23 protein-coding genes are annotated in these 25,802 nt (G+C 74.4%); 7 read left to right on the forward strand and 16 right to left on the reverse strand.

Annotated elements, in window-relative coordinates:
- On the reverse strand, positions 1-720 hold the full coding sequence (locus AB0G08_RS21560; protein WP_358090720.1) for a hypothetical protein: 720 nt from the start codon (positions 718-720) through the stop codon (positions 1-3).
- The gene (locus AB0G08_RS21565) at positions 713-1,396 is read right to left on the reverse strand and encodes an RNA polymerase sigma factor (protein WP_358090723.1); all 684 of its coding nucleotides are present in this window, start codon (positions 1,394-1,396) and stop codon (positions 713-715) included. The genes AB0G08_RS21560 and AB0G08_RS21565 overlap by 8 nt, the downstream gene beginning before the upstream one ends.
- 73 nt (positions 1,397-1,469) lie before the next feature.
- On the opposite strand from AB0G08_RS21565, the gene AB0G08_RS21570 reads away from it, so the two are divergent.
- Positions 1,470-3,290 (forward strand): glycoside hydrolase family 3 N-terminal domain-containing protein, encoded by a 1,821-nt coding sequence (locus tag AB0G08_RS21570; protein ID WP_358090727.1) that lies wholly within the window; start codon positions 1,470-1,472, stop codon positions 3,288-3,290.
- A gap of 13 nt (positions 3,291-3,303) precedes the next feature.
- The gene (locus AB0G08_RS21575) at positions 3,304-5,118 is read left to right on the forward strand and encodes a serine hydrolase (protein ID WP_358090731.1); all 1,815 of its coding nucleotides are present in this window, start codon (positions 3,304-3,306) and stop codon (positions 5,116-5,118) included.
- A 16-nt stretch (positions 5,119-5,134) separates the two neighbouring features.
- Here the strand turns inward: AB0G08_RS21575 and AB0G08_RS21580 are convergent, their stop codons facing one another.
- Positions 5,135-5,884 carry a DUF2071 domain-containing protein gene (locus AB0G08_RS21580; protein WP_358090734.1) on the reverse strand — a complete coding sequence of 250 codons (750 nt, stop codon included), beginning with the start codon at positions 5,882-5,884 and terminating at the stop codon, positions 5,135-5,137.
- A gap of 377 nt (positions 5,885-6,261) precedes the next feature.
- Between AB0G08_RS21580 and AB0G08_RS21585 the strand changes: the two genes are divergently transcribed.
- The 4 genes from AB0G08_RS21585 to AB0G08_RS21600 are packed head-to-tail and all read left to right on the forward strand — an operon-like array spanning position 6,262 to position 11,352.
- Positions 6,262-7,050: a sigma-70 family RNA polymerase sigma factor gene (locus tag AB0G08_RS21585; RefSeq protein WP_358090738.1), complete on the forward strand. Its 789-nt coding sequence runs from the start codon at positions 6,262-6,264 to the stop codon at positions 7,048-7,050.
- A 25-nt stretch (positions 7,051-7,075) separates the two neighbouring features.
- Positions 7,076-7,657 carry a hypothetical protein gene (locus tag AB0G08_RS21590; RefSeq protein WP_358090741.1) on the forward strand — a complete coding sequence of 194 codons (582 nt, stop codon included), beginning with the start codon at positions 7,076-7,078 and terminating at the stop codon, positions 7,655-7,657.
- A complete protein-coding gene (locus tag AB0G08_RS21595) occupies positions 7,650-10,724 on the forward strand; it encodes a CHAT domain-containing protein (RefSeq protein ID WP_358090744.1) in 3,075 nt (1,024 codons plus the stop codon). Before AB0G08_RS21590 ends, AB0G08_RS21595 begins: the two co-directional genes overlap by 8 nt.
- A gap of 10 nt (positions 10,725-10,734) precedes the next feature.
- On the forward strand, positions 10,735-11,352 hold the full coding sequence (locus tag AB0G08_RS21600; RefSeq protein WP_358090747.1) for a hypothetical protein: 618 nt from the start codon (positions 10,735-10,737) through the stop codon (positions 11,350-11,352).
- 119 nt (positions 11,353-11,471) lie between these two features.
- On the opposite strand, the gene AB0G08_RS21605 is transcribed toward AB0G08_RS21600, so the two are convergent.
- The 6 genes from AB0G08_RS21605 to AB0G08_RS21630 all read right to left on the reverse strand — a co-directional run bounded on the left by AB0G08_RS21605 (position 11,472) and on the right by AB0G08_RS21630 (position 19,174).
- Positions 11,472-13,364 (reverse strand): ABC transporter ATP-binding protein, encoded by a 1,893-nt coding sequence (locus tag AB0G08_RS21605; RefSeq protein WP_358090750.1) that lies wholly within the window; start codon positions 13,362-13,364, stop codon positions 11,472-11,474.
- Complete coding sequence (locus tag AB0G08_RS21610; RefSeq protein WP_358090753.1) at positions 13,361-15,067, reverse strand: ABC transporter ATP-binding protein; 1,707 nt, start codon at positions 15,065-15,067, stop codon at positions 13,361-13,363. Before AB0G08_RS21610 ends, AB0G08_RS21605 begins: the two co-directional genes overlap by 4 nt.
- 177 nt (positions 15,068-15,244) lie before the next feature.
- Entirely contained in the window at positions 15,245-16,078 is an 834-nt protein-coding gene (locus AB0G08_RS21615) for an ABC transporter ATP-binding protein (RefSeq protein WP_358090757.1), read from the reverse strand.
- Positions 16,075-17,109 (reverse strand): iron chelate uptake ABC transporter family permease subunit, encoded by a 1,035-nt coding sequence (locus tag AB0G08_RS21620; protein ID WP_358090759.1) that lies wholly within the window; start codon positions 17,107-17,109, stop codon positions 16,075-16,077. The genes AB0G08_RS21615 and AB0G08_RS21620 overlap by 4 nt, the downstream gene beginning before the upstream one ends.
- A complete protein-coding gene (locus AB0G08_RS21625; RefSeq protein ID WP_358090761.1) occupies positions 17,106-18,149 on the reverse strand; it encodes an iron ABC transporter permease in 1,044 nt (347 codons plus the stop codon). The genes AB0G08_RS21620 and AB0G08_RS21625 overlap by 4 nt, the downstream gene beginning before the upstream one ends.
- Positions 18,146-19,174, reverse strand: a complete 1,029-nt coding sequence (locus AB0G08_RS21630) for an iron-siderophore ABC transporter substrate-binding protein (RefSeq protein ID WP_358090764.1) — start codon at positions 19,172-19,174, stop codon at positions 18,146-18,148. The genes AB0G08_RS21625 and AB0G08_RS21630 overlap by 4 nt, the downstream gene beginning before the upstream one ends.
- Before the next feature lie 237 nt (positions 19,175-19,411).
- On the opposite strand from AB0G08_RS21630, the gene AB0G08_RS21635 reads away from it, so the two are divergent.
- A complete protein-coding gene (locus tag AB0G08_RS21635; protein WP_358090766.1) occupies positions 19,412-20,209 on the forward strand; it encodes a siderophore-interacting protein in 798 nt (265 codons plus the stop codon).
- Here AB0G08_RS21635 and AB0G08_RS21640 read toward each other — a convergent pair.
- The 7 genes from AB0G08_RS21640 to AB0G08_RS21670 all read right to left on the reverse strand — a co-directional run.
- Positions 20,185-20,481, reverse strand: a complete 297-nt coding sequence (locus AB0G08_RS21640) for a hypothetical protein (protein ID WP_358090769.1) — start codon at positions 20,479-20,481, stop codon at positions 20,185-20,187. The two genes, AB0G08_RS21635 and AB0G08_RS21640, sit on opposite strands and share 25 nt — an antisense overlap.
- Positions 20,482-20,493: 12 nt before the next feature.
- A complete protein-coding gene (locus AB0G08_RS21645; RefSeq protein ID WP_358090772.1) occupies positions 20,494-20,658 on the reverse strand; it encodes a hypothetical protein in 165 nt (54 codons plus the stop codon).
- Positions 20,655-21,260, reverse strand: a complete 606-nt coding sequence (locus tag AB0G08_RS21650; RefSeq protein ID WP_358090775.1) for a dihydrofolate reductase family protein — start codon at positions 21,258-21,260, stop codon at positions 20,655-20,657. The genes AB0G08_RS21645 and AB0G08_RS21650 overlap by 4 nt, the downstream gene beginning before the upstream one ends.
- Positions 21,261-21,412: 152 nt before the next feature.
- On the reverse strand, positions 21,413-21,949 hold the full coding sequence (locus AB0G08_RS21655) for a hypothetical protein (protein ID WP_358090778.1): 537 nt from the start codon (positions 21,947-21,949) through the stop codon (positions 21,413-21,415).
- A complete protein-coding gene (locus AB0G08_RS21660; RefSeq protein WP_358090781.1) occupies positions 21,946-23,607 on the reverse strand; it encodes an alpha/beta hydrolase in 1,662 nt (553 codons plus the stop codon). Before AB0G08_RS21660 ends, AB0G08_RS21655 begins: the two co-directional genes overlap by 4 nt.
- A gap of 10 nt (positions 23,608-23,617) precedes the next feature.
- The gene (locus AB0G08_RS21665; RefSeq protein WP_358090784.1) at positions 23,618-23,920 is read right to left on the reverse strand and encodes a type VII secretion target; all 303 of its coding nucleotides are present in this window, start codon (positions 23,918-23,920) and stop codon (positions 23,618-23,620) included.
- Positions 23,921-23,990: 70 nt separating this feature from the next.
- On the reverse strand, positions 23,991-25,802 hold a 1,812-nt coding region (locus AB0G08_RS21670; RefSeq protein WP_358090786.1), incomplete at its 5' end, for a TerD family protein.

The following is a 25,802-nucleotide window of genomic DNA, read 5'->3' on the forward strand; positions in this document are numbered from 1 at the left end:
CTAGCCCAGCGACCTGGCGATCTCGATCGCCTCGGGCCTGGTGAGGTCTCCCTCGATCCGGTAGCTCACGCCGGCCTGCTGCCAGATCAGGGTCGAGGCGGCCAGCCGCGCGGTCTCCCTCCGGACGGTGCCTTCGCGGTCCACGTAGGACAGGGCGTGCGGGGCGCCGATCCAGACGGCGAAGTCGGCGTTGACCCGGACCCACGTGGCTCCCGGCGCGCTGGCCCCCTTGTGGAAGGCCAGGTCGAGGCGGCCGTCGAAGGCGTCGATGCGCAGCGCGCCGCCGCGGTAGAGCAGCGTCGCCACCCGGCAGAAGCCCGCGCCGTCCGGGTCGGCGACCAGCACCTGCTCGGGCGGGCCCAGCCTGGTCGGCGTGCGGATGGGAAAGCGCACCTTCCGCTGCGCCTCGACCACGGTGGCGGGTCGCTGCGACGGCAGTGCCGACGCGGCGCCGGTGGGCAGCGCCGGATCGGGCGTCGTGGCGATCGTGACCCCGGCGAAGCGCAGCAGCCCGGCGGCGGCGTCGGCGAGGGCGGCGCGTCCCGGCGGCAGCACCGCCACGACCGCGGCGGTCAGCGCCGCGGCGAGGAGGTAGCGCCACCGGCGGGGCCTCGGCGCGGGTGCGGCGAGCCGGGCGCGTACCCGGGCGGCCACGTGGGGCGGGTCGGGCGTCTCCAGCCAGGCGGAGAGATCACGCAGTTCGCGTTCGAGGTCATCCACGGCGCACCTCCGCGACGTCGAGCAGGCCGCGGAGCTTCGTCAGCGCGCGGGAGGTCCGCGACTTCACCGTGCCGCGCGGCCAGCCCAGCATGGTTACTGTCTCGTCCTCGGTGAGGTCGAGGAAGAACCGGCACACGATCACCTCGCGGTCCTTGGCCGGCAGCAGGCGCAGGGCCCGCACCAGCGCGGCCCGACGTTCCCCGGCGAGGACGGTCTCGACGGCGGCGTCCTCGCCGATCTCCGAAGGCGGGTTCGCCACGGCCGCGCGCAGGACGAGCCCGTCGCGCCGGCTGCGCGACCGGTGCAGGTTGCGGGTCTCGTTGGCCACGATCGCCAACAGCCACGACCGGAACGACGACTCCCCCCGGTAGCGGGAGATCTGGCGGTGGCCCTTCACGAACGCCTCCTGGATGACGTCCTCCGCGTCCGGACCCGCGCCGAGCAGCACCGCCGTCCGGTGTGCGGATGCGGTGTGCCGGGCGACCAGCAGCTCGTACGCCGCCAGGTCACCCGCCCGGGCGCGGATAACGAGGTCTTCGTCGTTCAGGGGAACCTCCGGTGGGGACACCTTCATGACACCGCCCGCGCCCTGCGGGTTCCACGGCGTGCGGGAGCCGTCGCGCCCGGCGGAGGTCCTCCCGCCGGCCGGCGCCCGGGACGGACCTCCGCCGGACATGTAGCAAACCTTCTTGACGATTCATCGATGCGTAGCTAAGTTTCAGCGCATCCGGACTGAGAGGTCGTCGTCAATGAAGGCCCGACTCGTTACCGCTTCCGTCCTGGTTGCCGTCCTGTCGACCACCCTCGCGCCGCTGCCCGTCCGGGCCTCCGCCGCGCCCGAGCACCCGCCCGCCGGTGAGCATGGCTGGGTCACCTCCACGTTGCGGCACATGAGCCTGGCGCAGAAGGTCGGCCAACTCTTCGCCACCTACGTCTACGGCGCTGACGCCACCGGGCCCTCCGCCGCCGACCGCGCCGCCAACCGCGCGGCGTTCGGCGTCGAGACGCCGGCCGAGGTCGTCGACCAGTTCCACCTCGGCGGCGTCTGCTACTTCTCGTGGTCGCACAACCTGGACAGCCCCCGCCAGATCGCCACGCTCTCCAACGGGTTGCAGCGGGCCGCCGTCGGTGACGGCACGAAGGGGCGGGTGCCCCTGCTCATCTCCACCGACCAGGAGCAGGGCGTGGTGCTGCGCATGCCCGCCCCCGCCGCGCAGTTCCCCGGGTCGATGGCCCTGGGTGCCGGGCGGTCGGCCCGGGCCGCGCACGAGGCCGCGGAGATCACCGGGCGCGAGCTGCGCGCGGTCGGCATCCACCAGCCGTACGCGCCGATCGCCGACGTCAACGTCGACCCCGGCAACCCCGTGATCGGCGTACGGTCCTTCGGCGCCGACCCCACCCTGGTGGCCGAGCTGACCGCCGCCCAGGTCGCCGGGTTCCAGGACGGCGCCGGCGTCACGGCGGTGGCGAAGCACTTTCCCGGCCACGGCGACACGGCCACCGACAGCCACACCGACCTGCCGGTCATCGACCACAGCCGGCAGGAGTGGGACCGGATCGACGCGCCACCGTTCCGGCAGGCGATCAGCGCGGGCGTCGAATCGATCATGACGGCGCACATCGTGGTGCCCGCGCTCGACCCCTCCGGCGACCCGGCGACGCTGTCGCCGACGATCCTCACCGGCGTGCTGCGCGGCGAGCTCGGTTTCCGGGGAGTCATCGTCACCGACGCGCTGAACATGGCCGGCGTGCGGCGCAGGTACGGCGACGAGCGGGTGCCCGTGCTCGCGCTCAAGGCCGGCGCCGACCAGCTCCTGATGCCGCCGGACCTGCGGCTGGCCCGGGACGCGGTGCTGCGGGCCGTCGCCACCGGCGAGCTGACCGAGGGGCGCATCGACGAGTCGGTCCGGCGCATCCTCGCCATGAAGTACCGCCAGGGCCTGGCCCGGTCGCCGCTGGTCGACGTCGAGCAGGCCGTACGCACGGTCGGGGCGCCCGCGCACCTCGCCGCCGTGGCGCGGGTCACCGATCCCACCCTCACCGCGGTGCGCAACGACGCGGGGCTGCTGCCGCTGGGCCCCGGCAGGCGGTCGGTGCTGGTCACCGGCTGGAACAGTGCCGCCTTCGCACCGGTCGAGACGGTCGCCGACGGGTTCACCGCCCGCAACGCCCGGGCCACCGCCCGGCCCGCCACCCTGCCGTCCGATCAGGCGATCGCCACGACGGCCGCCCTGGCGGCGGAGCACGATCTCACCGTCGTGCTGACCAACAAGGCGTGGGACACCACCGTCACCGATCCCCGCGGCACCCAGCGGCGGCTCGTCGCCGCCCTGCTCGCCACCGGGAGGCCCGTGGTGGTGGCGGCGGTCCGGGATCCCTACGACGTCGCGTACCTGCCGGGCGTGACCACCTACCTGGCGACCTACTCGTACACCCGGGCGGCGATGGACGCCCTCGTCCGCGCGCTGCACGGCGAGTTGTCCCCCCGGGGACGGCTTCCCGTCACGATCCCCACGGCCGAGGGCGCGGGCACCGTGCTCTACCCCTACGGCCACGGCATGAGCTGGTAGGAGGCAACCCACCATGTCGTCGCCGCGTCGGCACCGCCCGCCCGCGCTCCGTCCCCTCGCGCTCGGCCTGGCCGTGGCCGTCCTGGGCGCCGTCCTTCCGGCCACCGGGGCCGGGGCCGCGCCGCCGCCGGCCGACCAGTCGCCACCGGTCGTCACCCCCGCCGACATCCACTTCCGACACGACACGCTGCGGCCCGGCCACGCCCACGAGGCCGGGCTGCTCCCCGAACACGTGGACCGCCTGCCCGCCGACCTGGCAACGTACCTCTCTCCGACACCGGATCACCCCGGCCATCCCACGTACGCGGGCGCCGTGGTCCTGGCGGCCAAGGACGGCGTGGTCGTGCAGCACGCCGCGGTGGGTTCCGCGGTGAAGTACGCCGCCGTCGGCCCGCCGCCCGGGCTGGTCGGGGTGGAACTCCCCGCCGACCAGCAGATCCCGATGCGGCCCGACACCATCTTCGACCTGGCCTCGGTGTCGAAGCTGTTCACCGCCATCGTGACCATGCAACAGGTCGAGCGGGGACGGGTGGACCTCGACGCGCCGGTCGCCCGGTACGTCCCGGAGTTCGCGGCCGGCGGCAAGGAGGCGGTCACCGTACGGATGCTGCTCACCCACACCTCGGGTCTGCCCGCCTTCACTCCCCTGTGGAGCAGGTACCCGACGCCGGCGGAGCGGTTCGCCGCCGCGCTCGCCACGCCGCTCGCGCCCGGGGCGCGGCCCGGTACCCGCTACGTGTACTCCGACCTCGGGCTCATCGCGCTCGGTGTGCTGGTGGAACGGGTGACCGGCCGGCCGCTGGCCGCGCTCGTCTCGGACGGCGTGACCGCGCCGCTGGGCATGACCGACACCGGCTACAACCCGGGAACGGAGCGGCGCTCGCGGATCGCCGCGACCGAGTACCAGCCGTACGCCGGACGGGGCATGGTCTGGGGTGAGGTGCACGACGAGAACGCGTGGTCGCTCGGCGGTGTGGCCGGGCACGCGGGGGTGTTCTCCACGGCGGCCGACCTGGCGGTGCTCTGCCAGGCACTGCTCAACGGCGGCGAGTACGGCGGGCGGCGGATCCTGCGCCCCGACACGGTGCGCGCGATGCTGGTCAACCAGAACGCCCCGCTGGAGCTGGCCTACCCGGAGAGCGACCGCGGGCTGGGCTTCGAGCTCGACAAGCACTGGTACATGATGGGGCTCTCCTCCCCCGTGGCGTTCGGGCACACCGGTTTCACCGGGACGTCGATCGTCGTCGACCCGCTCTCCCACTCGTTCGTCGTCCTGCTCAGCAACCGGGTGCACCCCGACCGCGGCTGGGGCGGCAACAACGTCGCCCGGCGCGCCGTCGCCCGCGATCTCGCCGAGGCGATGCCGGTGCGACCCCGGTCCCGCGAGGCCTGGCGGGCCGACCCGCGCGATGCCGCGACGGCCACCCTCACCGCCCCGCTGCGGCGGGCCGCGCGGGGCGGCACGGCGAGCTTCCTGCTCTGGTACGACACCGAGCCCCGCTACGACAGCGCCCGGTTCGAGGTCTCCACCGACGGTGGTGCGACCTGGGCGCCGGGACGAATGCTGCTGCGCCACGCCGACCGGCGGTGGACCAGTGACGGCACGGTCACCGGCTACGGCGGCCGGGTCTGGTGGCAGGTCTCGGCCGAGTTGCCCGACGGGGCCACCCACCTGCGCTTCAGCAGCGCCACCGACGCTTCCAGCCAGGGGCGGGGCGTCTACGTCGACCGGATCGTGGCGGCGGACGGGGACGGTCTCCTCTTCCAGGGCGAGGGCGGCGACGCCGCCCGGCTTGTTCCCGCCGGCTGGTCGCCTGCCCGCACCTGACCGGTAGGTGCCTGACTCAGGCAGAGCGCGCCCGGCGCAGCGTGACCGGCGGACCGAACCGGACCGGGACGCCCGGGGAGTACAGCACGCTGGCCGGCGCCCCGACCGGCGACGGCAGCCCGGCGGCTGCGACCAGCTCGTCGTCCAGGTGCAACAGCTCCGCGCGGTGCAGCGGCCAGCGGGGATGCCAGTTCGGCAGGTGCAGCGTCCGCCCGTACGCCCGGGTGTGCAGGCCCCATCGCGCGGTGACGAAGTGCTCCAGCGGGGTCGGCTCGGCGATGGGCTCCCCCACCCGCACCACCATCCGGCTCGTCGCACCGGCCGGCCCGGGCCAGCGGCGCCGGCACCGGTAGGTGTAGCGGTCACCGTCGCGCTCCAGCCGCATCGCCGACCACAGGTACGGCAGTCGCAGGGTCGCCCGGGCGACCAGCACCGGGACCAGCCGCGACGCGTCGAGGGAACGGAACACCACGGCACGCCGGCCGGTGTCGTCGACAGAGTAGAGCCGGACGTTGGTCTCCCAGAAGCTGCCGAAGTACGGCACCCCCGGCCCCCGGCCGAGGCCCAGCCCCACCATCCGGAAGCCGATCAGCCCGACGTAGCTGACCCCGTCGAGCGTGTCGGGTCGCGTTCCCGTGGGCAGCAGCGGCGCGACGCGCTCCGGCGCGACCGCCCAGTGCAGGAACGTGAGATCGTCCCAGCGCTGCCGCAGGAACGCCCGCGGGAACGCCTGCTCGGGTGCGGCGTCGACCGGCTCGATGTCCACGTGCCCATCCTGCCCCGCTGCCGGCAGGTGACGCTGAGCGGGCCACGCCTGGACCGGCGGGACGGCCCCCGCCCGAGTGTCGCCGACAGCGGAGAGGCGACACCCACGTCGTCCGAACCGTCCCGCTCTCGGCGCCGAGGACCGCCGACGGCTGGCCCTGCCGCTCCGCAGCCCTCGCCGGTGGTCGCCGCCCGCACCCCGTTGTCGTCCATGAGACACCGGCAGGGAGGGGAACTCCTCGATCAGCGCCTATCCGCGCTGGCCGGCGTGGGCCACGATTACTCCGATCCGTGGTGGCCGGAAGTCGTGTTTGCACGCCTCTGGGGTCTGGCGCGTGACGTTCGTGTCCGGAGCTGGAGCAGAAGGCGGGAGGCGACATGACTGTCGAGGAGGCGCCGCGGTCGCGGCGGTCCGATGTGGTCGGGGCGGTCGGGATCTTCAACGTGGCTCTGGTCGGGCTCGCCGGGTTGTACGCGGCCACCAGCTCGCTGTGGCTGACCGGGATCGGCGGGGCGGTGGCCGCCGTGCTGGCCGGGGCGTACCTGCTCTCCGGCAGGCACGACCCGGCGGCCGCGATGGTGGCGGAGACCGGCCTCGCGGGGATCGCCCCCTCCGCTCTGGACACCATGCCCGCCGACGGGGAAGGCAGTGCGCAGCTGATGGAGGAAGCAGACGATGAGCGTGCGGACGATGGGCGTAAGGACTTCGCGGAGTTCTTCCGTGCCGAATACCCGAGGCTGGTCTACACGGTCATGCGGCTCGGTGCCACCCGAGCCGAGGCCGAGGACGTCGTCGGCGATGTGCTGACGCGGCTCTGCGTGCGGTGGGAGAGCATCGAGGACCCGGTGCCCTACGCGTACCGCTCGGTCGTGAACGGCTACCGCAGCAGCCTGCGCTCGGCGGGCCGCACCGTGTCGCTCGACGCGATCGGAGCCAGGCTGCCCGGCGTGGACGGTCTCGACATCGGCCAGCGGGAGCGCCGGATCCTGGAGGCCGTCGGCCGGCTGCCCGCCGCCCAACGGGTGGTCATCGCGCTGCACTACGCGGGTCTGTCGAACGCGGAGATCGCCGAGGAGACCGGTTCCGTGGCGCAGACGGTGCGGTCCAACCTCCGGCACGCCCGCGAGCGACTCAAAGCGCTGCTGATCGCGGACGACCTGCTCTGATCCTGCTCTCGCTAAGGAGACAACCGTGTTCGACCACCACTACGACGAATGGAACGACGAGGCGGAGGCGGCCGTGCGGGCCGCGGACGACGCGGCGGTCGAGGCGCTGCGCGACCGGCTCGACGTGGAGGGCCGGCTCACCGAGGTGCTGGCCCGGGCCGAGGCGGAGCGCGCGTTCGCCGCGGGCACCCGGGAGGTGCTGGCGTCGTGGACGCTGGCGCTGAGCCCGGCGACGGTTCGCTCGGCCGGCGCCCAGCGTCGGGTCGTCCGCAACGTGGAGAACGCCGATTTCTTCACCGCCGCGGTGGGCAGGCAGCGAGCGGGACTGGATCCGTGGCCGGACGTCGCCCTGGTGATCGACCAGGACCGGGCCGAGCTGCAGGTCGTGCTGTCCCTGCCCAACCGGCCACCGGCGGGCACCGGCCTGGTCGTGGTGGCCCACCACGGCCCGTGGAGGGCGGAGGGCGCACTCGCCCCGGCCGTCGAACCGCCCGCGGACGGTTTCTGGCCGGTCAGTCTCACGTGCCGCATCGCCCTACCTGCCGACGAGCCGGACGTGCTCTCCGGGCTGGCCGTCGACCTGATGGTGGTGCAGGCCGGTGACTAGCGGTACGGCTCCTGGCTGGGCCGCGTTCGTCGCGGACGTGCTGGCCCTCCCGGAGGGACCGACCAGGTCGTCCGCGCTCGCCCGGGTCTGCCTGGCCGCCGATCCGACGATGGCCGAGTCCGGCGGTCCGGACCGTCCACCGGGTCGTCCGCCGGTGCCGGAGGTCCGTACCGCGGCGACCGCCCTCGCCGGCTCGGTGGCGGACCCCGCCGACCGGACACGGCGCTGCCAACGGATCGTCGCCCTGGTCTTCCGCACCTGGCAGCCGCAGATCCGGCTCGACCTCGCCGCCCCGGAGGTTGACATCGACCACCGGGCCGACGAGTGCGCCGAGGCGGTCGCCCTGGCCCGGGAGCAGGGCGACCCGCTGCTGCTCGCGTGGTCGCTCGGCCACCTCGGTCGGGCCCTGCGACAGGCACACCGCTGGTCGGAGTCCTTGGCCGCGGCGACCGAGGCCGCCGCCCTGACGGAGGGGCCGGCCGACCCGACCCCGGGCCCGTGGGCGGCGGCGCCGGACGCCGTCGCGGAGTCGCCGCTCGTGGTGCGCACGGTGCTCGCCTGCCGGGCCTTCAAGGACATGGGCATGGTCGCGGCGTCGCTGGGCGACATCGAGCTGTGGCGCGACGCCATCGAGCGGATGACCCCGCTGGCCGAGGGCCTGGTCCCCGTCCGGCCGTCGCTGCTCGCCGAGGCGTTGTCGCGTCGCGGGGCGCTCGCCAGGCACACCGGGGACCGGGACGGCTTCCGGGCGGTCGAGGCCAGGCTGCGGTCCTGGGCGGAGCAGAGCGGCCTCAACCGGGCCCACCGGGCGTGGCTCGCCCAGGCGGCCTACAACGCCGCGCACCTGCACGACCACCCTCGCGCCTACGAGCTGCTGCGGGAGCGGCTCGTCGTCAGCCTGCACGGCGTCGGGCTCGACGGCGAGCCGACCCCGGCCTCCGTCGGTGCTCTGGTCCCCGAGTTGCGCCGCCGTGGCCTGCGGTCGCGCCGGATAGCGGTGGGCAACTCCGCCTACGACTGCGCGGTCCAGCTGTGGCGGTCCCGGTCCCGCCTGACCGCCGAGCGGTGGGAGCTGGCCTCGGCGTGGTTGGACGTGGCCGAGTCCGCGTACTCCGGAGACGGCCGCAACGGCCTGGCGGCGGTGCGGTTCACGCGGGCGCGGCTGGTGGCCGACCACCCCACCGCCGGCGACCCACTGCGCGCCGCCGACCTCGCCCTGGCCGCGGGGGCGACCGGGGTGCGGGCGGGCCTGATGGTGAATGCGGCGGTCGCCGCGGCCGAGTGGTGCGCTCCGGGTGACACCCGGGTGTTCGGCCGGCTCACCGAGCTGTCCGAGCGGGCGACGCCCCGGCACCGGGGCGTGCTGAACTACGCCCTGGCGTGCTGGTGCCGGCGGGTCGCCGAGGACGCCGACACCGCGGAAGGCACGGCGCGGGCCTACGCCGACGCGGAGACGGCCGCCCTGGCGTCGTGTGCCGACCTGGAGTTCGACGGCGTGGTCGTCGACATGGAGAAGGCCGCCAGGAGCTGGTGGACCGCGGCGCTGGCGTGCGGTCCCAGCGGCCGGACGGATCCCGGCGAGGTGCCCGCCACGATGCTGCGGCGCCTCCTGGAGGCCGTACGGTGTGTCGCCGAACTGTTCATCGGGGTGTCCGACCTCGCCGAGCGGGCCGCGCTCGGCCAGCAGTTCGGCGGGTTGTTCCGGGAGGCCGCCGACCTGGCCGTGCGCCTGGGCGACGCGGCGGCGATGGACCGGATCATGGAGGCGGTACGCCGCGACCGCGTCGGCGCCCTGATCAGCGACCTGGCCCGCAACCCGGCCGTGACCGACGCGGTACGCCGTGCCGCCGAGTCGGTCATCGCCGCCAACGCGGCCCGGCCCGCCCTGCCCGAGACCGAGATCCCGCCCGCGTCCGAGTCGCGGGTGCTCAGCCGCACCGCGGACGCCATCGCGGAGACGAGGCGCCGCTCGGTCAGCCAGGCCGACCGCATCCTCGGGGTGTTGAGCGCTCTCGCCGACGGACGGGGCCTGCCCGGCGTCGATGCCCGCACCGTCCTGGACCTGTGCCCGAGGGGCGAGGTGAGCGCGGTGCTGCAACTGCTGTCGTCGGAGGTGTGCGCGCTGGGGGGCGGGACTCCGCCGCGCGTGCTCTACCGCAGGCTCACCTGGCGCGGCGGCGACGGAACCGTCCACGAGCACACCGACGCGGTGCCGCTGCCGTTCTCGCCGGCGCGGCTGACGCCCGACCAGCCGGGGTACTGGTTGGTCCTGGCACGGTTGACCCGGATCCTGCTGCCGGAGCCGCTGCTGGGGCTGACCGCCGGCAGCGCCCCCGTACGCCTGATGATCGTGCCGACCGGGCTGTTCGACATCGCCTTCGACGTGTTGCCGCTCGACGGGTCCCGCCAGCTCGTCGACGCCGCGGTCGTCAGCGTGCACGCCTCGCTCACCACCATGACGCACCTGCTGAAGCGGGCCGTCGTGCCCCCGGCGCAGCCGTCCATCGCCGTCTACGACCTGGACAGGCTGACCCACACCGAGCCTGAGTTCCGCTCGCTGGAGAGCTACCTGCCGCCGCTGTTCGAAGTGACCTCCCGTGCGGTGCTGGTGAGCACGCTCGGCTCGGGCGAAACCACCGGGTACCGCATGCTCGCGCTGGCCGTGCACGGCACGGACGACGCGACCGACGGGTGGGGGCAGAGCAAGATCCTGCCCGACGGGACCGAACTCACGGCCGCCGAGGCCATGGCGCTGTCCTTTCCCCAGCTGTGTGTGCTCGCCTCCTGCCATTCCAGCGTCCGGCTGCGCAGCGGCGTCGAGCTGGCGGGGTTCCCGCTCGCCCTGTTCGCCCGCGGCGCCACCACCGTCATCGGCAGCCTCCACGAGATCGACGACGAGACCACGTCGCAGGTCATGCAGCGGTTCTGGAGGCACATGGGCGACGGCACCGACCCGGTGCGGGCGCTGCGCGACGCCAAGCTCGGTTGGCTCGCCGAGAAACAGGACCGACGGCTGACCCCGCGGCTGTGGGGCGGCCTCGTCGCCCTCGGCGGCGCCCACTTCTGAGAGGACATCCATGCCCGACAAGTCCGCGTACGAGGCCAGCACCCTCGACTGGGCCCGCATCCGCGCCTACGCCCGGCGCGTCGCCAGGGAGACCCGCAAGCCGACGGAGAGCGGCATCTCCTACACCAGGACCGAGTACCAGACCGTGACAAAGCGGGTGGAGGTCAGACACGGCTTGTTCAACATGTTCACGAAGATCCAGCACAGGTCCGAACGGGTCGCGGTGAACCAGCGGATCGACGTCGTCGGCCCCCACTGGGTGCTCGACAGGCGCCACCAGCACATCGAGCGCAACACGAGGAACCGGAACACCACGAATCAGGAGACCACCCACGAGCAGAGCTGGGTGGTCCTGCTGCCCGACGGGAGCCTGAAGAAGGTCGTGCTGTGGGAGGAGGAGAACCTGCACACCGAGAACGGCCAGTCGACCTACGTCGGCACCCACAGCCACTCCGTCGCCGACCTCGGTGACCGCGACGTACGGGCGATGGACTTCGAGAAGCGGCACTCCGAGTACGGCACCCACGGCAAGGGCGTCAAGACGTGGGGGGACCGGGAGCCTGGCAGGCGGCTGCTCACCCACGCCAAGGGAGTCGGACTGACCCAGGCCCTGAAACGGCTGCTCTGACGGCACGTTCACGCCGTGACGGTTCCCGGGTGGCACTGGCCTGCGGCGTCGGCCGCGGCGGCGCGGGGCCTGGTGCGGGCCCGGACGGCGCGGCAGTCGGCGTGACGACGCGTCGTGCCCTAGCCCGGCGACACGCCCGACGGCCGAGGATGCGCGGCGGCGAACTCCTCGCCCACGCGCTCCTTCGGGACCGCGACGTCGGCCGTGCTCCAGGAGCGCCACAGCCGGCTGTACCCGCCCCCGGCCGCCAGCAACTGGCCGTGCGTGCCGTGCTCGGCGACGCGCCCGTGCTCCAGGACGACGATGCGGTCCGCCGTGGCCGCCTGGCTGAGGCGGTGGGCGACGATCAGCGTGGTACGGCCCTCGGTGGCCGCCGCGGCGGCGCGATCGAGGTCGCGCGCGCCGGCGCTGCCGGCCTCCGCGGTGGCCTCGTCGAGCACCGCGACGGCGGGGTCGGCGAGGACGAGGCGGGCCAGGGCGAGCTGCTGGGCCTGGGCGGCGGTGAGGTGCCGCCCGCCCTCCCCCACGCTCGTGTCGAGGCCATCGGGCAGGGCGCGGAGCCAGGCCGTGACGCCGACGAGGTCGAGCGCGGCGGTCAACTCGGCGTCGGTGGCGTCCGGGTTGGCCAGGCGCAGGTCGTCGCCGAGCGTCCCGGCGAAGACGTGCACCTCCTGGCTGATCAGGGCGATGTCACGCCGGACGCGGTGCTCGCCCAGTTCCGTCAGCGACACCCCGCGCAGGCGGACCGCGCCGCGGGTGGGCGCGATGATTCCGGCGGCGATGCCGGCGAGCGTGCTCTTGCCCGCTCCGCTCGCGCCGACGAGGGCGACGCGTTCCCCCGGCGCGAGCCGCAGGGCGATGTCCTGCAGCACGACGGGTCCGTCGTCGTAGCAGTGCCGGGCGACGACCACCTCCAGCGCGGCGGGCTCGGTGCGGCCCGGACCGGCCGTCCCGGACCGGCCGTGACCGGCGGGTCCGGAATCGTCGGGCGGAGCGGTGTCCGGCAGCGCGGTGACGCCGACGAGCCGGGCGAGGCTCGCCCCGGCCTGCAGCACCGAGTCCGACTGGAGCAGCAGCAGGCCGATCGGGTTGAAGAGGCGGTGGAAGTAGAGCGCGGCGGTGGTCGCCGCTCCCACGGTCGCCAGGTCGTCGCGCACCAGCAGGAAGCCGGCGAGCAGCACGGCGGCGAGCCCGACGAACTCCGACCGGTTGATCCGCAGCCCGAACCGGGTGTGCAGGTTGAAGATCTCCAACGACAGGTCGCGGGCCAGGGCGGAGCGGTCGGCGATCCGGCCGACGTGTGCGTCCTCCATCCGGTAGGCGCGCACGGTGGCCGCGCCGCGCAGTGCCCCGGCCATGGCCTGGGCCCGCTCGCCGGTCGCCACCCGCTCGCGCGCGTAGTACGGCACCGATCGCCTCAGGTACCAGTACAGCGCCAACGCGTAGGCGGGGGCGGCGGCCAGCCCGGCGAGGCCGAGGCGCCAGTCGAGGGCGAAGAGCCCTGCCGCGGTCAGCACGATGGACAGCAGCGCGCCGAGGAAGGCGGGCCCGCTGGTGGCGATCACGTTCGTCACCACGGCGACGTCGTCGCCGGCGCGTGCCACCAGGTCCCCGGTCCCGGCTCGCTCCAGCGTGGCCGACGGGAGGTGCAGGGCACGGTCGAGGACGCGCTCCCGCAGCCGCGCCAGCACGGTCTCGCCGAGGCGTGCGGCGATCGCAGCCCCGACTGCGGTGAGCAGGCCGGCGAGCACCGCGGCGCCCGCGATCACACCCGCCCAGGCCACGATCCGTGAGGTGTCGGACCCGGCGATGACGTCGTCGACGAGGCGGCCGAGCACCCACGGGGCGACGAGCCCGGTGGCCGCGGCGGCGACCAGCAACGTGCCGGCGGCGGCGCTGAGCCCGGGCAGCCGGGCGAACTCGGCCCGCAGGGCGGCCCAGGTCTGCCGGGTGGTGGCCGTCGGCAGCAGTTGCCTGGCTCCGACGCCGGCCGTGGTCGATTCGTCGGTCACCGCAGGACCTCCTCCCGATAGCGGGCGTCGCCGGCGAGCAGCTGCTCGTGCGGGCCCTCCGCGACGACCCGCCCGCGGTCGAGCACGGCCACCCGGTGCGTGATGCGCAGCAGGACCGGGCTGTTGGTGATGAGCACGGTGCCGCGGGCCGCCGCGGCGCGGGCGGCGGCCAACCCCTCGGCGAGCAGCGCCTCGGTCACCGCGTCGACCGCCGTGGTGGGGTTGTGCAGCACCAGCACCGGCGGGTCGGCGACGAGGGCCCTGGCCAGCCCGATCCGCTGGCGCTGCCCGCCGGACAGGTTCGCCCCCCGCTCGGTGAGCAGGCGGTCGACCCCGTGCGGGTGCGCGGCGAGCACGTCCTCGGCCGCCGCGGCGCGCACCGCGGCGCGCAGGACCGCCTCGTCGACGTCGGCGCCGGCGGCGAGGTTGGCGCGCAGCGTCCCCTCGAACAACGCCACGTCGTGCTGCTCGACCAGGAGGGTGCTGCGCGCCGCGTCGACGTGCAGCTCCTCGGCGGGCACCCCGTCGACGTACACCGTGCCCCGGTAGTCCTCCCGGGGCACGCGGCCGGAGAGCAGCGCGACCAGCGCCTCGGCCTCGCTCGGGTCGTAGGCGAGCACGCCCAGGATCTCGCCGGCGTCGACCCGCAGGGACACTCCGTCGAGCCCGGCGTACCCGATCGTGTCGAGGGTGAGCCGCGACGGGCTCGGGGTGGGCGGCCCCGCGTCACCCGGGCGGGTGAGCGGCGCGGCGCCGAGCACCCGGGCGACCCGCCCGGCGGAGGCGCGCGCCATGGCGAACAGCTGTACGCAGTATCCGAGGGTCTGCACGGGCTCGGCGATGAACTGGGCCAGCCCGACGACGGCGACGAGCTCGCCGATGGTGAGCCGGCCCTGCAGCGCGAGCCAGCCGGCGACGCCGGCGACCGCCGCGAGGAAGAGGCCGTTCACCGTGCTGGTGAGCCCGAGGTGCAGGCCCTTGGTGGTGGCGGCGCGCAGGGTGACCTCGAGGGCGTGACGGCTGGCGACCGCGTACCGGCGTGCGGCGTGGTCCTGGGCGCCGAGGCCGCGCAGCACGCGCAGGCCCGTGACGAGGTCCACGGCGAGCGCGGTCGTGGCGGCGAGGGCCTCCTGCTGCGACGCGCTGCGCCGGCTGAGCAGCGGCGCCATCCGCTGCAACGCGACGACCACCAGCGGCACCCCGAGGAGCACCCCGAGCCCGAGCGGGACGTCGACGACGAGCAACGCGACGGCCGCGACCACGATGGCGGTGACCGCGGCGGCGCAGAGCCCGGCGACCCGTACGACGAGCGCGGACAACTCGGCGTCGGAGGCGGTGACGGAGAGCAGCTCGCCGTCGCGCATGCCCGAGCGGTTCCCGCGCGGGTCGAGGGCGCTGCGGGCGATCTCGACCCGCACGAGGTGGGCCTCCTGCTCCACGGCGGCGTACGCCTGGCGGGCGCCGGTCCGGTAGGCGAAGGCGAGGACGGTGAAGAGGGCGGCGAGACCCGCGAGGGAGAGCAGCAGCGCCCGCAGGTCCCCCGTGGCGACCGCGCGGTCGATGATCACGCCGATGGCGACCGGGACGAGGGCCTCGGCGGCCTGGTGGGTGCAGAGCAGCGCGATGCCGGCCACCACGCGAGCGCGCTGGCGGCGCAGGGCGCGGCGCAGCACCGTCGCGCCGCTGATCTCGTCGACTGCCATGACGTCAGGACCCGGCGAGCGGGTCGGGGGCGTCGGCCCAGGTGGAGGTCACGGCCCGCCTGGTGTCGGAGACGGCCCGGACGAACGTGGATGTGTACACGAGATGCGCCCTCCCAGCGATCAGGGGCCAGGTTAGCCTCGCCTAATATCGGCGACGAACGGGGGCTCGACGGCGCGTCAGTCGCCGACGGCGACGCCGAGCTCCGGGCGGGTCGTGACGTGATGGCGGCCGATCGGCAGCATCAGTGGCTTCGCCGACGTCGGATCGATGATGACCTGGCTCTCGAGGCCGAACACGGCGCGGACGCACTCCTGCGTCAGCACCTGCGCCGGCTCGCCCGCGGCGTACAGCTTCCCGGCGGCCAGCGCGATGAGGTGGTCCGCGTACCGGGCGGCGAGGTTCAGGTCATGCAGCACCATGACGATCGTCGTTCCGCGCGTCAGGTTGAGGTCGGTGAGCAGGTCCAGGACCTCGACCTGGTGGCTGACGTCGAGGAACGTCGTCGGTTCGTCGAGCAGCAGCAGGTCCGTCTGCTGGGCCAGGGCCATCGCGATCCACACCCGCTGCCGCTGGCCGCCGGAGAGCTCGTCGACCGAGCGGTCGGCGAGGTCCGCCGTCTGGGTCGCGTCCAGGGCCGCCGCCACGGCGGCGTCGTCCTCCCTGCTCCAGCGGGAGAGCACGCGCTGGTGCGGATTGCGCCCACGACCGACGAGGTCGGCCACGGTGATCCCCTCGGGCGCCGTCGGTGACTGCGGAAGCAGGCCGAGGGTACGGGCCAGTTGCTTGGCCGGTAGCCGGTGCACCTGCTTGCCGTCGAGCAGGACGTGGCCGGCGCGGGGAGCCAACAGGCGCGACATCGACCGCAGCAGGGTCGACTTGCCGCACGCGTTGGCGCCGACGATCGCCGTGATCTTCCCGGGCGGCACGACGAGGTCGAGCGAGGAGATGACCACGCGGTCGGAGTAGCCGAGCGTCAGCCTCTCGACCGCGAGCGTGTGGGTGGTGGTCACAGCGAGCCTCCCGCGCGGTTCGTACGGATGAGCAGGTAGATGAGGTAGGGGGCACCGAGCACGCCGGTGACGACACCGACGGGGAAGCGCGTGTCGAAGGCGAACTGGCCGGCGAAGTCCGCGACGAGCACCAGCAGGGCGCCGACGAGGGCGGACGGCAGCAGCAGCGAGCCGGCCGGACCGATGATCCGGGCGGCGATCGGCCCGGAGAGGAAGGCGACGAAGGCGATCGGCCCGGTCGCCGCGGTGGCGAAGGCGATGAGACCGACGGCCGCGACGATGACCAGGATCCTGGTGCGCTCGAGGCGGACCCCGAGCGCCGCCGCGGTGTCGTCGCCCAGCTGCATCATGGCGAGGTTGCGGGCCTGGCCCAGCAGCACCGGCGCCAGGACGGCCACGGCGACGGCCACCGGCACGGTCTCCGCCCAGGTGGCGCCGTTGAGGCTGCCGGTCAGCCAGCGCATTGCCTCCTGCAGGTCCCACTCGGCGGCCTGGGTCAGGACGTACGCGGTGATGCTGTCGAGCATCGCGGCGATGCCGATGCCGATCAGGACGAGGCGGGTGCCGGCGACACCGTCCTTGAACGACAGGGTGTAGACGACCAGCGCCACCGCGAGCCCGACGACGATCGCGAAGGCCGACACCCCCGCCTCCCCGAGGTGCAGCGTCACGATCGCGAAGGCTGCCGCGGCGCTCGCTCCGGAGCTGATGCCGATGATGTCGGGGCTGGCGAGCGGGTTGCGCAGCATCGTCTGGAAGGTGACGCCGCCGAGCCCGAAGCAGGCCCCCGTCAGGACCGCGAGGACGGCCCGGGGCAGGCGGAGCGTGCCCACCGTGAAGGAGGCCCCGGGCACGTCCTCGCCGGCGATCACGGCTAGGACGTCCGCGGGCGGGTAGAAGGTGCGCCCGGCCATCAGCGAGACGGCGAACGCCGCGACGACGAGGACGGCGAGGACGACGAGCACCCCGCGTCGCCGGTGCGTACGGCGGACCCGGCCGCGGGTGACGGCCTGGAGAGTCGTGGTGCTCACAGCTCGCGTACCTTCTGCCGGCGGACGATGTAGATGAAGAACGGGGCGCCGATCAGGGCCGTCACGATGCCCACGTCGATCTCCGCCGGGCGGGCCACCATCCGGCCGACGACGTCCGCGGCGGTCAGCAACGACGCGCCGAGCAGCGCGGAGAACGGCAGCAGCCACCGGTGGTCCAGCCCGACCAGCAGGCGGCACACGTGCGGGACGACCAGGCCGACGAACCCGATGGGTCCGGCGACCGCCGTGGCGGCGCCGCACAGCAGCACGGCGCCCAGCGCCGCGACGGCACGCACCACCGCGACGCGCTCGCCGAGCCCCGCCGCGAGCTCGTCACCGAGCGCGAGCGAGTTCAGGGCCCGGGCCGACAGGATGCAGATCACGAAACCCACGGCGAGGAACGGCAGGGCCTGCCGGATGCTGTCGTAGGTCGCGCCGCCGACCCCGCCGATCTGCCACGACCGGAAGCCGCCGGCCACGTCGTTGCGCGGCAGCACGAAGGCGCTGATCAGCGACGCGAGCGCGGCGGACGTGGCAGCGCCGGCGAGCGCGAGCTTGAGTGGGGTCGCGCCGCCGCGTCCCAGCGAGCCGACGGCGTACACGAAGACAGCCGCGAGGCTGGCGCCGAGGATCGCCGCCCACAGGTAGCCGGTCGGCGAGGAGAGGCCGAACGTGACCATCGCGGTGACCACGGCGAGCGACGCCCCCATGTTCACGCCCAGGATGCCGGGGTCGGCCAGCGGGTTGCGGGTCACGCCCTGCATGACTCCCCCGGCCAGGCCGAGCGCCGCGCCGACGGTCACGGCGAGCAGGGTCCGCGGGATCCGTTTGGTGACGGCGGCCTGTTCCATGGTCCCGTCGAGGCCCTGGAACGCGGCGAGGATGTCGGACCAGCCGACGTTGCGGGAGCCCAACGCGACCGACGCGAGCATGAGCGCCAGCAGCGCCACGGTCGCGACGAGGAACCACAGCAGGCGTACCCGTGCCGGACGCCGCAGCACGGCGGCGTCCGGCAGGGCGCGCGAGTCGAGCGCGGTCATGAGACCCGGTCGGCAGCCTTGGCGAGCATCGCGACGTAGTCGTCCAGCACGAACGGGATGGCCAGCGGGGTGGGGTTCGCCGCGGTGCCCAGGGGCGTGGCGCCGGAGAGCATGACCACCGAGCCGCGCTTGATCGCGGGGATCTTCGACAGCAGCGGGTCGGCCTGCGCGGCGGCGAGCAGCTTCTCGTCGCCGTAGGCGACGATGACGTCCACGTCGTCGAAGACCTGGATCTGCTCGGCGCTCTGGTTCAGGGTGAACTTGTCGGTGCCGGCGGAGAGCTTGGCGATGCCGCCCGGGACCTTCATCCCGAGGTCACCGAAGAACTGGGCCCGGGTGTCGTGCGACGTGTAGAAGCCGATCTTGCTGAGGTCGGTCGGGTCGACGTGCGTCATGAACATCGCCGACTTGCCCGCCAGCTGCGGGTACTTCGCGGCGGCCTCGGCCATCTGCTTCTCGAAGTCGGCGATCAGCGCGTCGCCCTCCTTCGCCAGGCCGAGGGCCTGGCTCTCCAGCTTGATGGTGTCGCGCCAGGCGGTGGCCCAGGGCGCCTTGGGGTAGGCGACGACCGGGGCGATCTTGCTCAGGGTGTCGTAGTCCTGCTGGGTCAGGCCCGAGTACGCGGCGAGGATGACGTCGGGTTTGGTGTCCGCGACCGCCTCGAAGTTGATGCCGTCGTTCTCGTCGAACAGCACCGGTGTTGTCCCGCCGAGCGACTTGAGCTTCTCGGCGACCCACGGCAGGACGCCGTCGTTGTCGTCGTCGCCGAAGTTGGCCTTGGCCATCCCGACGGGAACGACGCCGAGAGCCAGCGGCACCTCGTGGTTCGCCCAGGCCACCGTCGCGACCCGCTTCGGCTTCTCCTTGATCGTCGTCGTACCGAGCGCGTGCGTGATCGTGACCGGGAACGCCGAGGAGCTGCCGTCGGTGGAGGCGTCCTCGGCCTTCGACGACCCGCCACAGGCGGCGAGCGTCAACGTGGCGGCCAGGGCGACGACCCCGGTGAGGAAGCGGTTTGCGCGCATAGAACTACACCTCAATGCTGGTAAGGGGAGGCTAACCTAACACAGACTCCGAGGCGGTCTTGATCTACTGCGGGACCGCCACGAAGGGCCCCCGCATGCCGTTCCACCTGCGGCTACGGAGGCGGCACCGTCCGTGCCGTACCGCCCGACCGGCAGGGGCGGGGTTCGGCCGCACTCAGGTCAGGCTAACCTAACTTCGGAGTCAGGAGGGCTCACGATCCACGAAGGAGCGACGTCATGACCGTCGGCACCATTGCGGTCGAAGCCGAGGTGATCAGGCGCCCGATGCTCGCCGAGGTCGTCGCCAACCGGCCGCTCACACCTCACCTGCGGCGCATCACCCTGACCGGCGCCGAGCTCGACCGCTTCGGCTACGACGGGCCGGACCAACTGGCACGGATCTTCCTCGCCCCCGCACCCGGCGCCGAACTGCACCTGCCGGACTCGGCGCAGTGGTGGCCCGCCCTGCAGGCCATGCCGGCGGAGCGGCGACCGGTGGTCCGCAACTACACGGTCCGACGCCTGGACGCCGGGCGGCGCGAGCTGGACATCGACTTCGTGCTGCACGGCGACGGCGGGCCGGCCTCCGCCTGGGCGCGCCGGGCCGCTCCCGGCGACCGGATCGGCGTGCTCAGTGACGGCGCCGCGTACGCCCCGCCCGCCGACACCGACTGGCAGCTGCTCGTCGGCGACGAGACGGCCATGCCGGCGATCACCGCGGCTGTCGAGGCGCTGCCGCCGGACGCGCGGGCGATCGCGCTGATCGAGGTGGGCTCCGCGGAACACGAGATCGGGGTGCGCACGCCGGCCGGGGTCACGCTGAGCTGGCTGCACCGGGGCGGCGCACCGGCGGGCGGCAGCGACGTGGTGATCCGCACGCTGCGGGACCTGGCGTTGCCGGCCGGCACGCCGTACGCCTTCGTCGCGGGCGAGTCCGCCATGGTCACGACCGTCCGTCGGCACCTGTGCACCGAACGCGGCATCGCCAAGGAGCGCGTCTACTTCGGCGGCTACTGGAAGCTCGCCCCGCACTGAGCGCCCGGCGGCCGTTGTGCCCGCCGGGGCACCCGGAGCCGCCGCGCGCGGGGCAGCCGCCGGCGTACGCGCCCGGCGCCCGCCCCCGCGGTCGGGCGGGCCGGATCCGCTGCCCGCGACCGGGCCGCCGCGGCGGTGCTGGCGCCGCGCGGGCCGCAGGCGACCAGTTCGACGGTGAGGACGACGGCGACGGCCTCGACCGCGAGGAGCCCGACGAGCCCGACCAGCTGCGTCACCCCGGCGGCCAGGGGGCTCGCTCCACCGAGCGGCACCCCGACGTGCGATCAGTTCCAGGACATGTCGACGGCGCGCTCGACGTTGACGTGGCCGGCCCTGGCGAAGGCGTCCGCCATGGGCACGTCGCCCAGGCCGGTGGCTGCACGGAGGCGCGGGACGTCCTCGTCGGCCGGGATGCGGGTGCCGACGGTGGCCGTACCGGGGGCGGTCACGCGTCCGCCCGACCGGCGCGGTCGTAGGTCAGGAAGAGCGCGCCGCTGCCGAGGACGACGTGGTCCGTCAGCTCCCAGGTGCGCGGCTCGAAGACGGCGTCGCGGCCGAACAGCGGGATGCCGGCGCCGATGGTCAACGGGGCCAGCTTGACCACGAGCCGGTCGATCTCGGGATAGAGGGCGCCGGCCAGGGCGCCGCCGCCGATCACCCAGACGTCCCGGCCGTCGTGCCGCTTGAGCTCGCGTACGGTGGCGACCGGGTCCGTGGACAGGACCTCGACGGCCGGGTCCGGGCTCTGTCCCATCGTGCGCGAGAACACCAGGTGGCGCAGGTGGGGGTAGGCGTCGGTGAGGCCGGCCTTCAGCCCCAGCTCGTAGGAGTGGCGCCCCTCCAGGACGGTGTCGAACCGGGCGCCCTCGCCGGTGATGCCGAACGCCTCCCGGGCCGGGCCCGGCAGCGTCTCCGGATACTCGGCGACGAGGTGTTGCAGGTAGTCGTCCGGGATCGGCCAGAATCCGCCGGGGCCGGTGGGGTCCGCGCCGTCGGGGCCGGCGATGAAGCCGTCCAGGGTGACGGCGATGTAGTACACGAGCTTACGCATGGTTGTTTCCTTTGTTCGGGGAGCTCGGGCGGTGGACGACGGCGCACCGCCCGTGCCGGGTGGACGCACGACGTCGTTCTGATGATCACCATCATGCGCAGGCGCGGCCCGGGCTTCAACGCCCGGTCCGGCACGGCTGGCGAGCCGGTCACCTAGGCGTTGGCGGGGTCCTCCCCGGCCGCGGGCCGGTAGCAGCCGCTGGCCAGGATCACCGCGACGCGGTCCCGGCTCGCGGTGGTGGTGAGGCTGATCGTGATCTCGGTGCCGGGGTCGCGCATGGACACGGCGCCCCGGGTGCCGTCGGCGAAGGTGCGGTCCTCGGTGATCTCGTAGCCCTGCTGCCGCCACATGTCCCGGATCCGCCGCAGCGTGGCGATCTGGTCGGCGGGCGGGACCGGAAGGCCGGCGAAGCCGCTCAACGTCCACCGTCCGTCGTCGGCGATCTCGCCCCGCTGGCCCTGGCAGGGCGAGGTGTTGGTCCGCCAGCCGTCCAGCGCGACCCCGGCGGTGGCGGCGACGGCCTGGGCACGCGCCTCGGCCAGGGTGCTCACCTCGGCGACTGCCTTGGTCTGCAACGGGTCGTCCTTTCCTGAGGAACCGGGGTCACCGCCGGTGCAGGCGGTGGCAGGCACCAGTACGGCCGCCAGGACCACCGCCCGCCACCAGGGCGTGCGGTGCGGCGGGGTCATGGTGCCTTGCCGTGGTCGAGCGCGGCGGCCTCGTAGTCGCCGACGATGACAGCCGCCTGGGAGCGCAGCATCTGGCTGTTCTGCGCCCAGTATCCGCTGTGGCCGGAGGTGTCGACGTGCAGGACGTTGCCGCCGAACTCCGGGTCGTGCGGGGCGGGGCCGTGGATGCCGACGAGGCCGTCGACCACCCACTCCCCGACGACGGGTACGCCGTCGAGCCAGCCGATCGTCTCCTCCGGTCGCGCGACGACGGTGTCGTCGGCGGCGGCGCCGGCCCACACGTGTCTCGGGTCGATGTTGAACTCGCTGGCGTTCTCGACGCGCATGCCGGGACTGCCGACGGCGATCAGGTCGTCCGCGGCGAGGCCGTCGCCGTTGCTGGCGGCCTCGCCGAGGACGGTCGAGCCGTAGCTGTGTCCGATGGCGGTGACGTGGGATGGGCTGTCGTCGTGGGAGGCGCGGAGCCCGTCGACGAAGCCGTCGAGCGCGCGGGCACCGGCCTCGGACTTGGCTCCGAACACGGCGCTGACGATGTCGAGGTCGATCGACGGGGTGTCGTAGCCGAGCCAGGCCACGACGGCGACGTCGGCGCCGGCGGGGGCGAGCTCGACCGAGGCCTCCCGCAGGTCGTTGGCCCGCCCGATCAGGCCGCGGATGTCGTCGAGCTCGGTGCCGACCCCGGGCACGAGGACCGCGGTGTGGGCGGCGGTGTCCGGGTTGCCGATCGCGACCGCCGCCTTCCCGTCGCCCGTCGGATCGACCGAGAGCAGGTAGAGCCGCTCGTTCGGCGCCGCGTTCTCCGCGCCTTCCAGCTTGTCCAGCAGCATCAGCGCGGTGGCGTGCTGCGGGTCGTCCCGGTCGCGGTGGTGCGCGACGTCGTCACCGACGAACGTGCGCAGCGCCAGCTGGTTCGCCGCGTCCCGGTCGGTGGCGGGCAGTCCGTCGAGAGCGCCGATCCGCTCCGGGTAGGCGGTGAGGTAGACCTGCCGCTCGTCGTCGGACAGGCCACTCCACCAGGCGTGCACGTCGGCGGGGCTGCTGCCCGGCGCGGGGATGTCGTCCTCGCTCAGCTCGAGCGCCGCGGCGGCGGCGAGAGCGCCGCCGTTGGCCCTGTTGTACTCCCAGGCGAACTGCCCCGGCGCGCTGGCCTTCAACTGCGTCAGGGCGCGGGCGATCCGGCTGTCGGCCTCGGTCGCCTCGGTGACGATCCGCGTGATGAGGTCGGTGTACGTCGCGGCGTTCTGGACGTGCCGGCGGTGGACGAGTTCCGCGTCCGGGTCGTGCCTCTCCGCTGTCGACATCGTCGGCGCGGACACCCGGCCGGCGTCGTCCACGGCCAGTCCGAGGGACCGGGCGGCGCCGACGGCCGACTCCAACCGCTGCTGCAGGTCACCGAACTCCTGCGCCGCTTCCCGCAACACGCTCGCGGCGGTCCGCGTGTGCAGGCTCGCGACCTCGAACTCGTCATCGAGCTCGTCCAGCCGGCCCAACGCCGCACTGGCGGCCGGCCCCTGCCAGCCCGAGCCGCGCAGCGGCCGGGTCAGCTCGGCGCCACACCGCTCCTCCAGCTTCGCGCAGGCCCGCGACAGCTCCGTCCAGGCCTGCGCGGCGTCCCGGAGCGGGGCGACGCGCGCCTCGCGCAGGTCGGCGTACGTCACCACCGAGCGGTCACCGCCCCCCGAGGTCGAAGTGGGCGGCGCTGGCCTCGTCGCTGTACCGGTAGTCCATCGCGCAGCCCTGCAGGGCGTCACCCATCTGCGCCAGGTAGCCGTCCAGCTTGGTCAGGTCGTCCGACCACGACCAGCGCAGCTGCTCCAACGCCGCCCGGGTCTGCCAGCCGGGCAGGCCGGCGACCGCGGCCCGCGTCTCGTCTCCGACGTCGGAGACACCGCGCCGCAGGTCGTCGCGCAGGTCGTCGCACACCCGCGACGCCTTCTCCAGCAACTCCGGTTCGACGTGCAGTTCAATCACTGGGTGGCCTCCCGCGAAGATCGGTGCGAGCCTACATAACCACACGCACGCACCGCGCGGATCGGTCGCCTCAGCCGGCGCCCAGCCCGGCCAGCAGGTCGACGGCGCGCCGCACCGTCCACGGGTGACCGGGCGTGCCGGTCACCGTCACCACCGTCGAGCCCGGCGCGACCGGACCGGAAACGGGGACCAGCCGGTCGAGGGCGTCGGGGTCGACGGCGCCGGCCAGGACGGTGCGGCCGGCCAGGTCGGGCAGTACGCGGAGTTCGCCGGTGGCCGCCGACGCCGCCGCGCGAACGGCGGCCACGTCGGGCGGCACCTCGGTGTAGGTGTGGTCCGGGTGGCCCACCAGGATCCGGTCGGCGCGCCCGGCGGCGTGCCAGGTCAGCAGGTCGAGCACCGTGGCGCGGGGGCCGCCGAGGAAGTGTTCCCACTGGTCGGCGGCCGCCCGGGCGAGCTGGTCGCCGTGCCGGTCGACGCTGTGGCCGTAGCCGCGGCCGGTCAGGGTCAGGTCGGTCCAGAGCAACCGCCGGGTGTGCAGGTCCACGACCATCGGCAGCAGCATCCGGGCGTTGCCGCGCAGGTCGAACCGCTGCGCGACCCGCGCCCCGTCGAACTGCTCGCCCCCGGTGAGGGGCAGCATGACGCCGGCGATGGCCGCCGTGAGGGCCTCGAACGGCACGGCGTTGTAGCTGAGGACGGTCGGCACGGCGTAGTGCACGCCGTGCCCGGCGAGGCGGGCCAGGTGCAGGTCGAGGAACTCGGTGGCCCCGAGCGGAGCCGGGGCGGAGGTGAGGTCGCCGGAGTGGATCGCGCCGCCGTCGGCGAAGCGCAACCGGGTGAAGTCGCAGTGGCCCACCCGCCGCCAGCCCTGGTCGAAGAACACGCAGGACAGGTCGAGGTCGACCCGCGTGGCGCCCGGATCCTCCCAGTGCAGGAAGAACCGCAGCACCTCGGCGTCGGGCAGCGCCCGCACACTGCCCCGTGGCCACCCCGCCAGCTGCGCCGAGGCGGCCCGCTCCCGCATCGGCGCGGGCACCTCGGCCAGGGCGGCGTCGACGACCGCCACGTCGAACCGGCCGAGCCGGGCCGCGCGGGCGACCAGCTCGGCGTCGACCAGCTCGCGTACCGCGGTGATCGCCGTCGCCGGCACCGGCGGGCGCCGCTCGGGCTCGGTCCAGGTGGTCACGACGCTGCCGCGGGGATGGAAGACCCGCCGGGGCATTCCGGGGCCGGGCCGGCCACCGACGATCCCGGACTCCTCGACGGCGCCGTCCGCGGCCGGCGCATCGGCGGGAGGCGGCGCCTCGGCGGGAGGCGGCGCATCGGCGGCCGGCCGGAGCCCCCGCAGGAAGGCGGGGCCGTCGCCGCGCACGCGGCGCACGACGGCGCGGAGGACGTCGCCCAGGCCGACGGCGAGTGCCGGGGCGGCATTGGTGTGATCGGCCCTGCGGGCCCGCGCCGCCGCCCGGGCCCGCGCGGTCGCCGCCAGCTCGGCGGCCGTCGCCCGTACCGTCTCGTCCCGGCCGGCCAACTGGGCCGCCGCCGCGGCGAGCACGCCGGGCGCCACCCGGGCCGCGGTCCGGCGCATGGCCGCCCCGATCGCCGCGGATGCCGCCGGGTCGTCGCCGGCGACCCGCAGCAGGTGGTCGAGCCGGCGCCACAACTCGCCCGGGCGTTCGGTGAGCAGGCGGGCGGCCCCCGCCACGTCGCCGCCGGTCAGGGCCTCCTCCACCAGGGACGCGTGGGTCCGCAGGCGGACGGTGACCGTGTCGTCGGGATGCTCGGTCAGCAGCAGGTGCCGGGGCTCGCGGGCGCAGGCCGCCACGATGGCCGCGCCGAGGGCGCCGGCGCGGGCCGCGCGGGTGCCGCGCAGCGCGGC

This window comes from Micromonospora sp. NPDC023644, assembly GCF_040640115.1.
Classification (GTDB): Bacteria; Actinomycetota; Actinomycetes; order Mycobacteriales; family Micromonosporaceae; genus Micromonospora.

Excerpts from the sequence above, each read along its gene's own strand:
- AB0G08_RS21565 (WP_358090723.1), bottom strand. The coding sequence starts at position 1,396 with ATGTCCGGCGGAGGTCCGTCCCGGGCGCCGGCCGGCGGGAGGACCTCC.
- AB0G08_RS21570 (WP_358090727.1), top strand. The coding sequence starts at position 1,470 with ATGAAGGCCCGACTCGTTACCGCTTCCGTCCTGGTTGCCGTCCTGTCG.
- AB0G08_RS21575 (WP_358090731.1), top strand. The coding sequence starts at position 3,304 with ATGTCGTCGCCGCGTCGGCACCGCCCGCCCGCGCTCCGTCCCCTCGCG.
- AB0G08_RS21585 (WP_358090738.1), top strand. The coding sequence starts at position 6,262 with ATGACTGTCGAGGAGGCGCCGCGGTCGCGGCGGTCCGATGTGGTCGGG.
- AB0G08_RS21600 (WP_358090747.1), top strand. The coding sequence starts at position 10,735 with ATGCCCGACAAGTCCGCGTACGAGGCCAGCACCCTCGACTGGGCCCGC.
- AB0G08_RS21610 (WP_358090753.1), bottom strand. The coding sequence starts at position 15,067 with ATGGCAGTCGACGAGATCAGCGGCGCGACGGTGCTGCGCCGCGCCCTG.
- AB0G08_RS21625 (WP_358090761.1), bottom strand. The coding sequence starts at position 18,149 with ATGACCGCGCTCGACTCGCGCGCCCTGCCGGACGCCGCCGTGCTGCGG.
- AB0G08_RS21630 (WP_358090764.1), bottom strand. The coding sequence starts at position 19,174 with ATGCGCGCAAACCGCTTCCTCACCGGGGTCGTCGCCCTGGCCGCCACG.
- AB0G08_RS21635 (WP_358090766.1), top strand. The coding sequence starts at position 19,412 with ATGACCGTCGGCACCATTGCGGTCGAAGCCGAGGTGATCAGGCGCCCG.
- AB0G08_RS21650 (WP_358090775.1), bottom strand. The coding sequence starts at position 21,260 with ATGCGTAAGCTCGTGTACTACATCGCCGTCACCCTGGACGGCTTCATC.
- AB0G08_RS21655 (WP_358090778.1), bottom strand. The coding sequence starts at position 21,949 with ATGACCCCGCCGCACCGCACGCCCTGGTGGCGGGCGGTGGTCCTGGCG.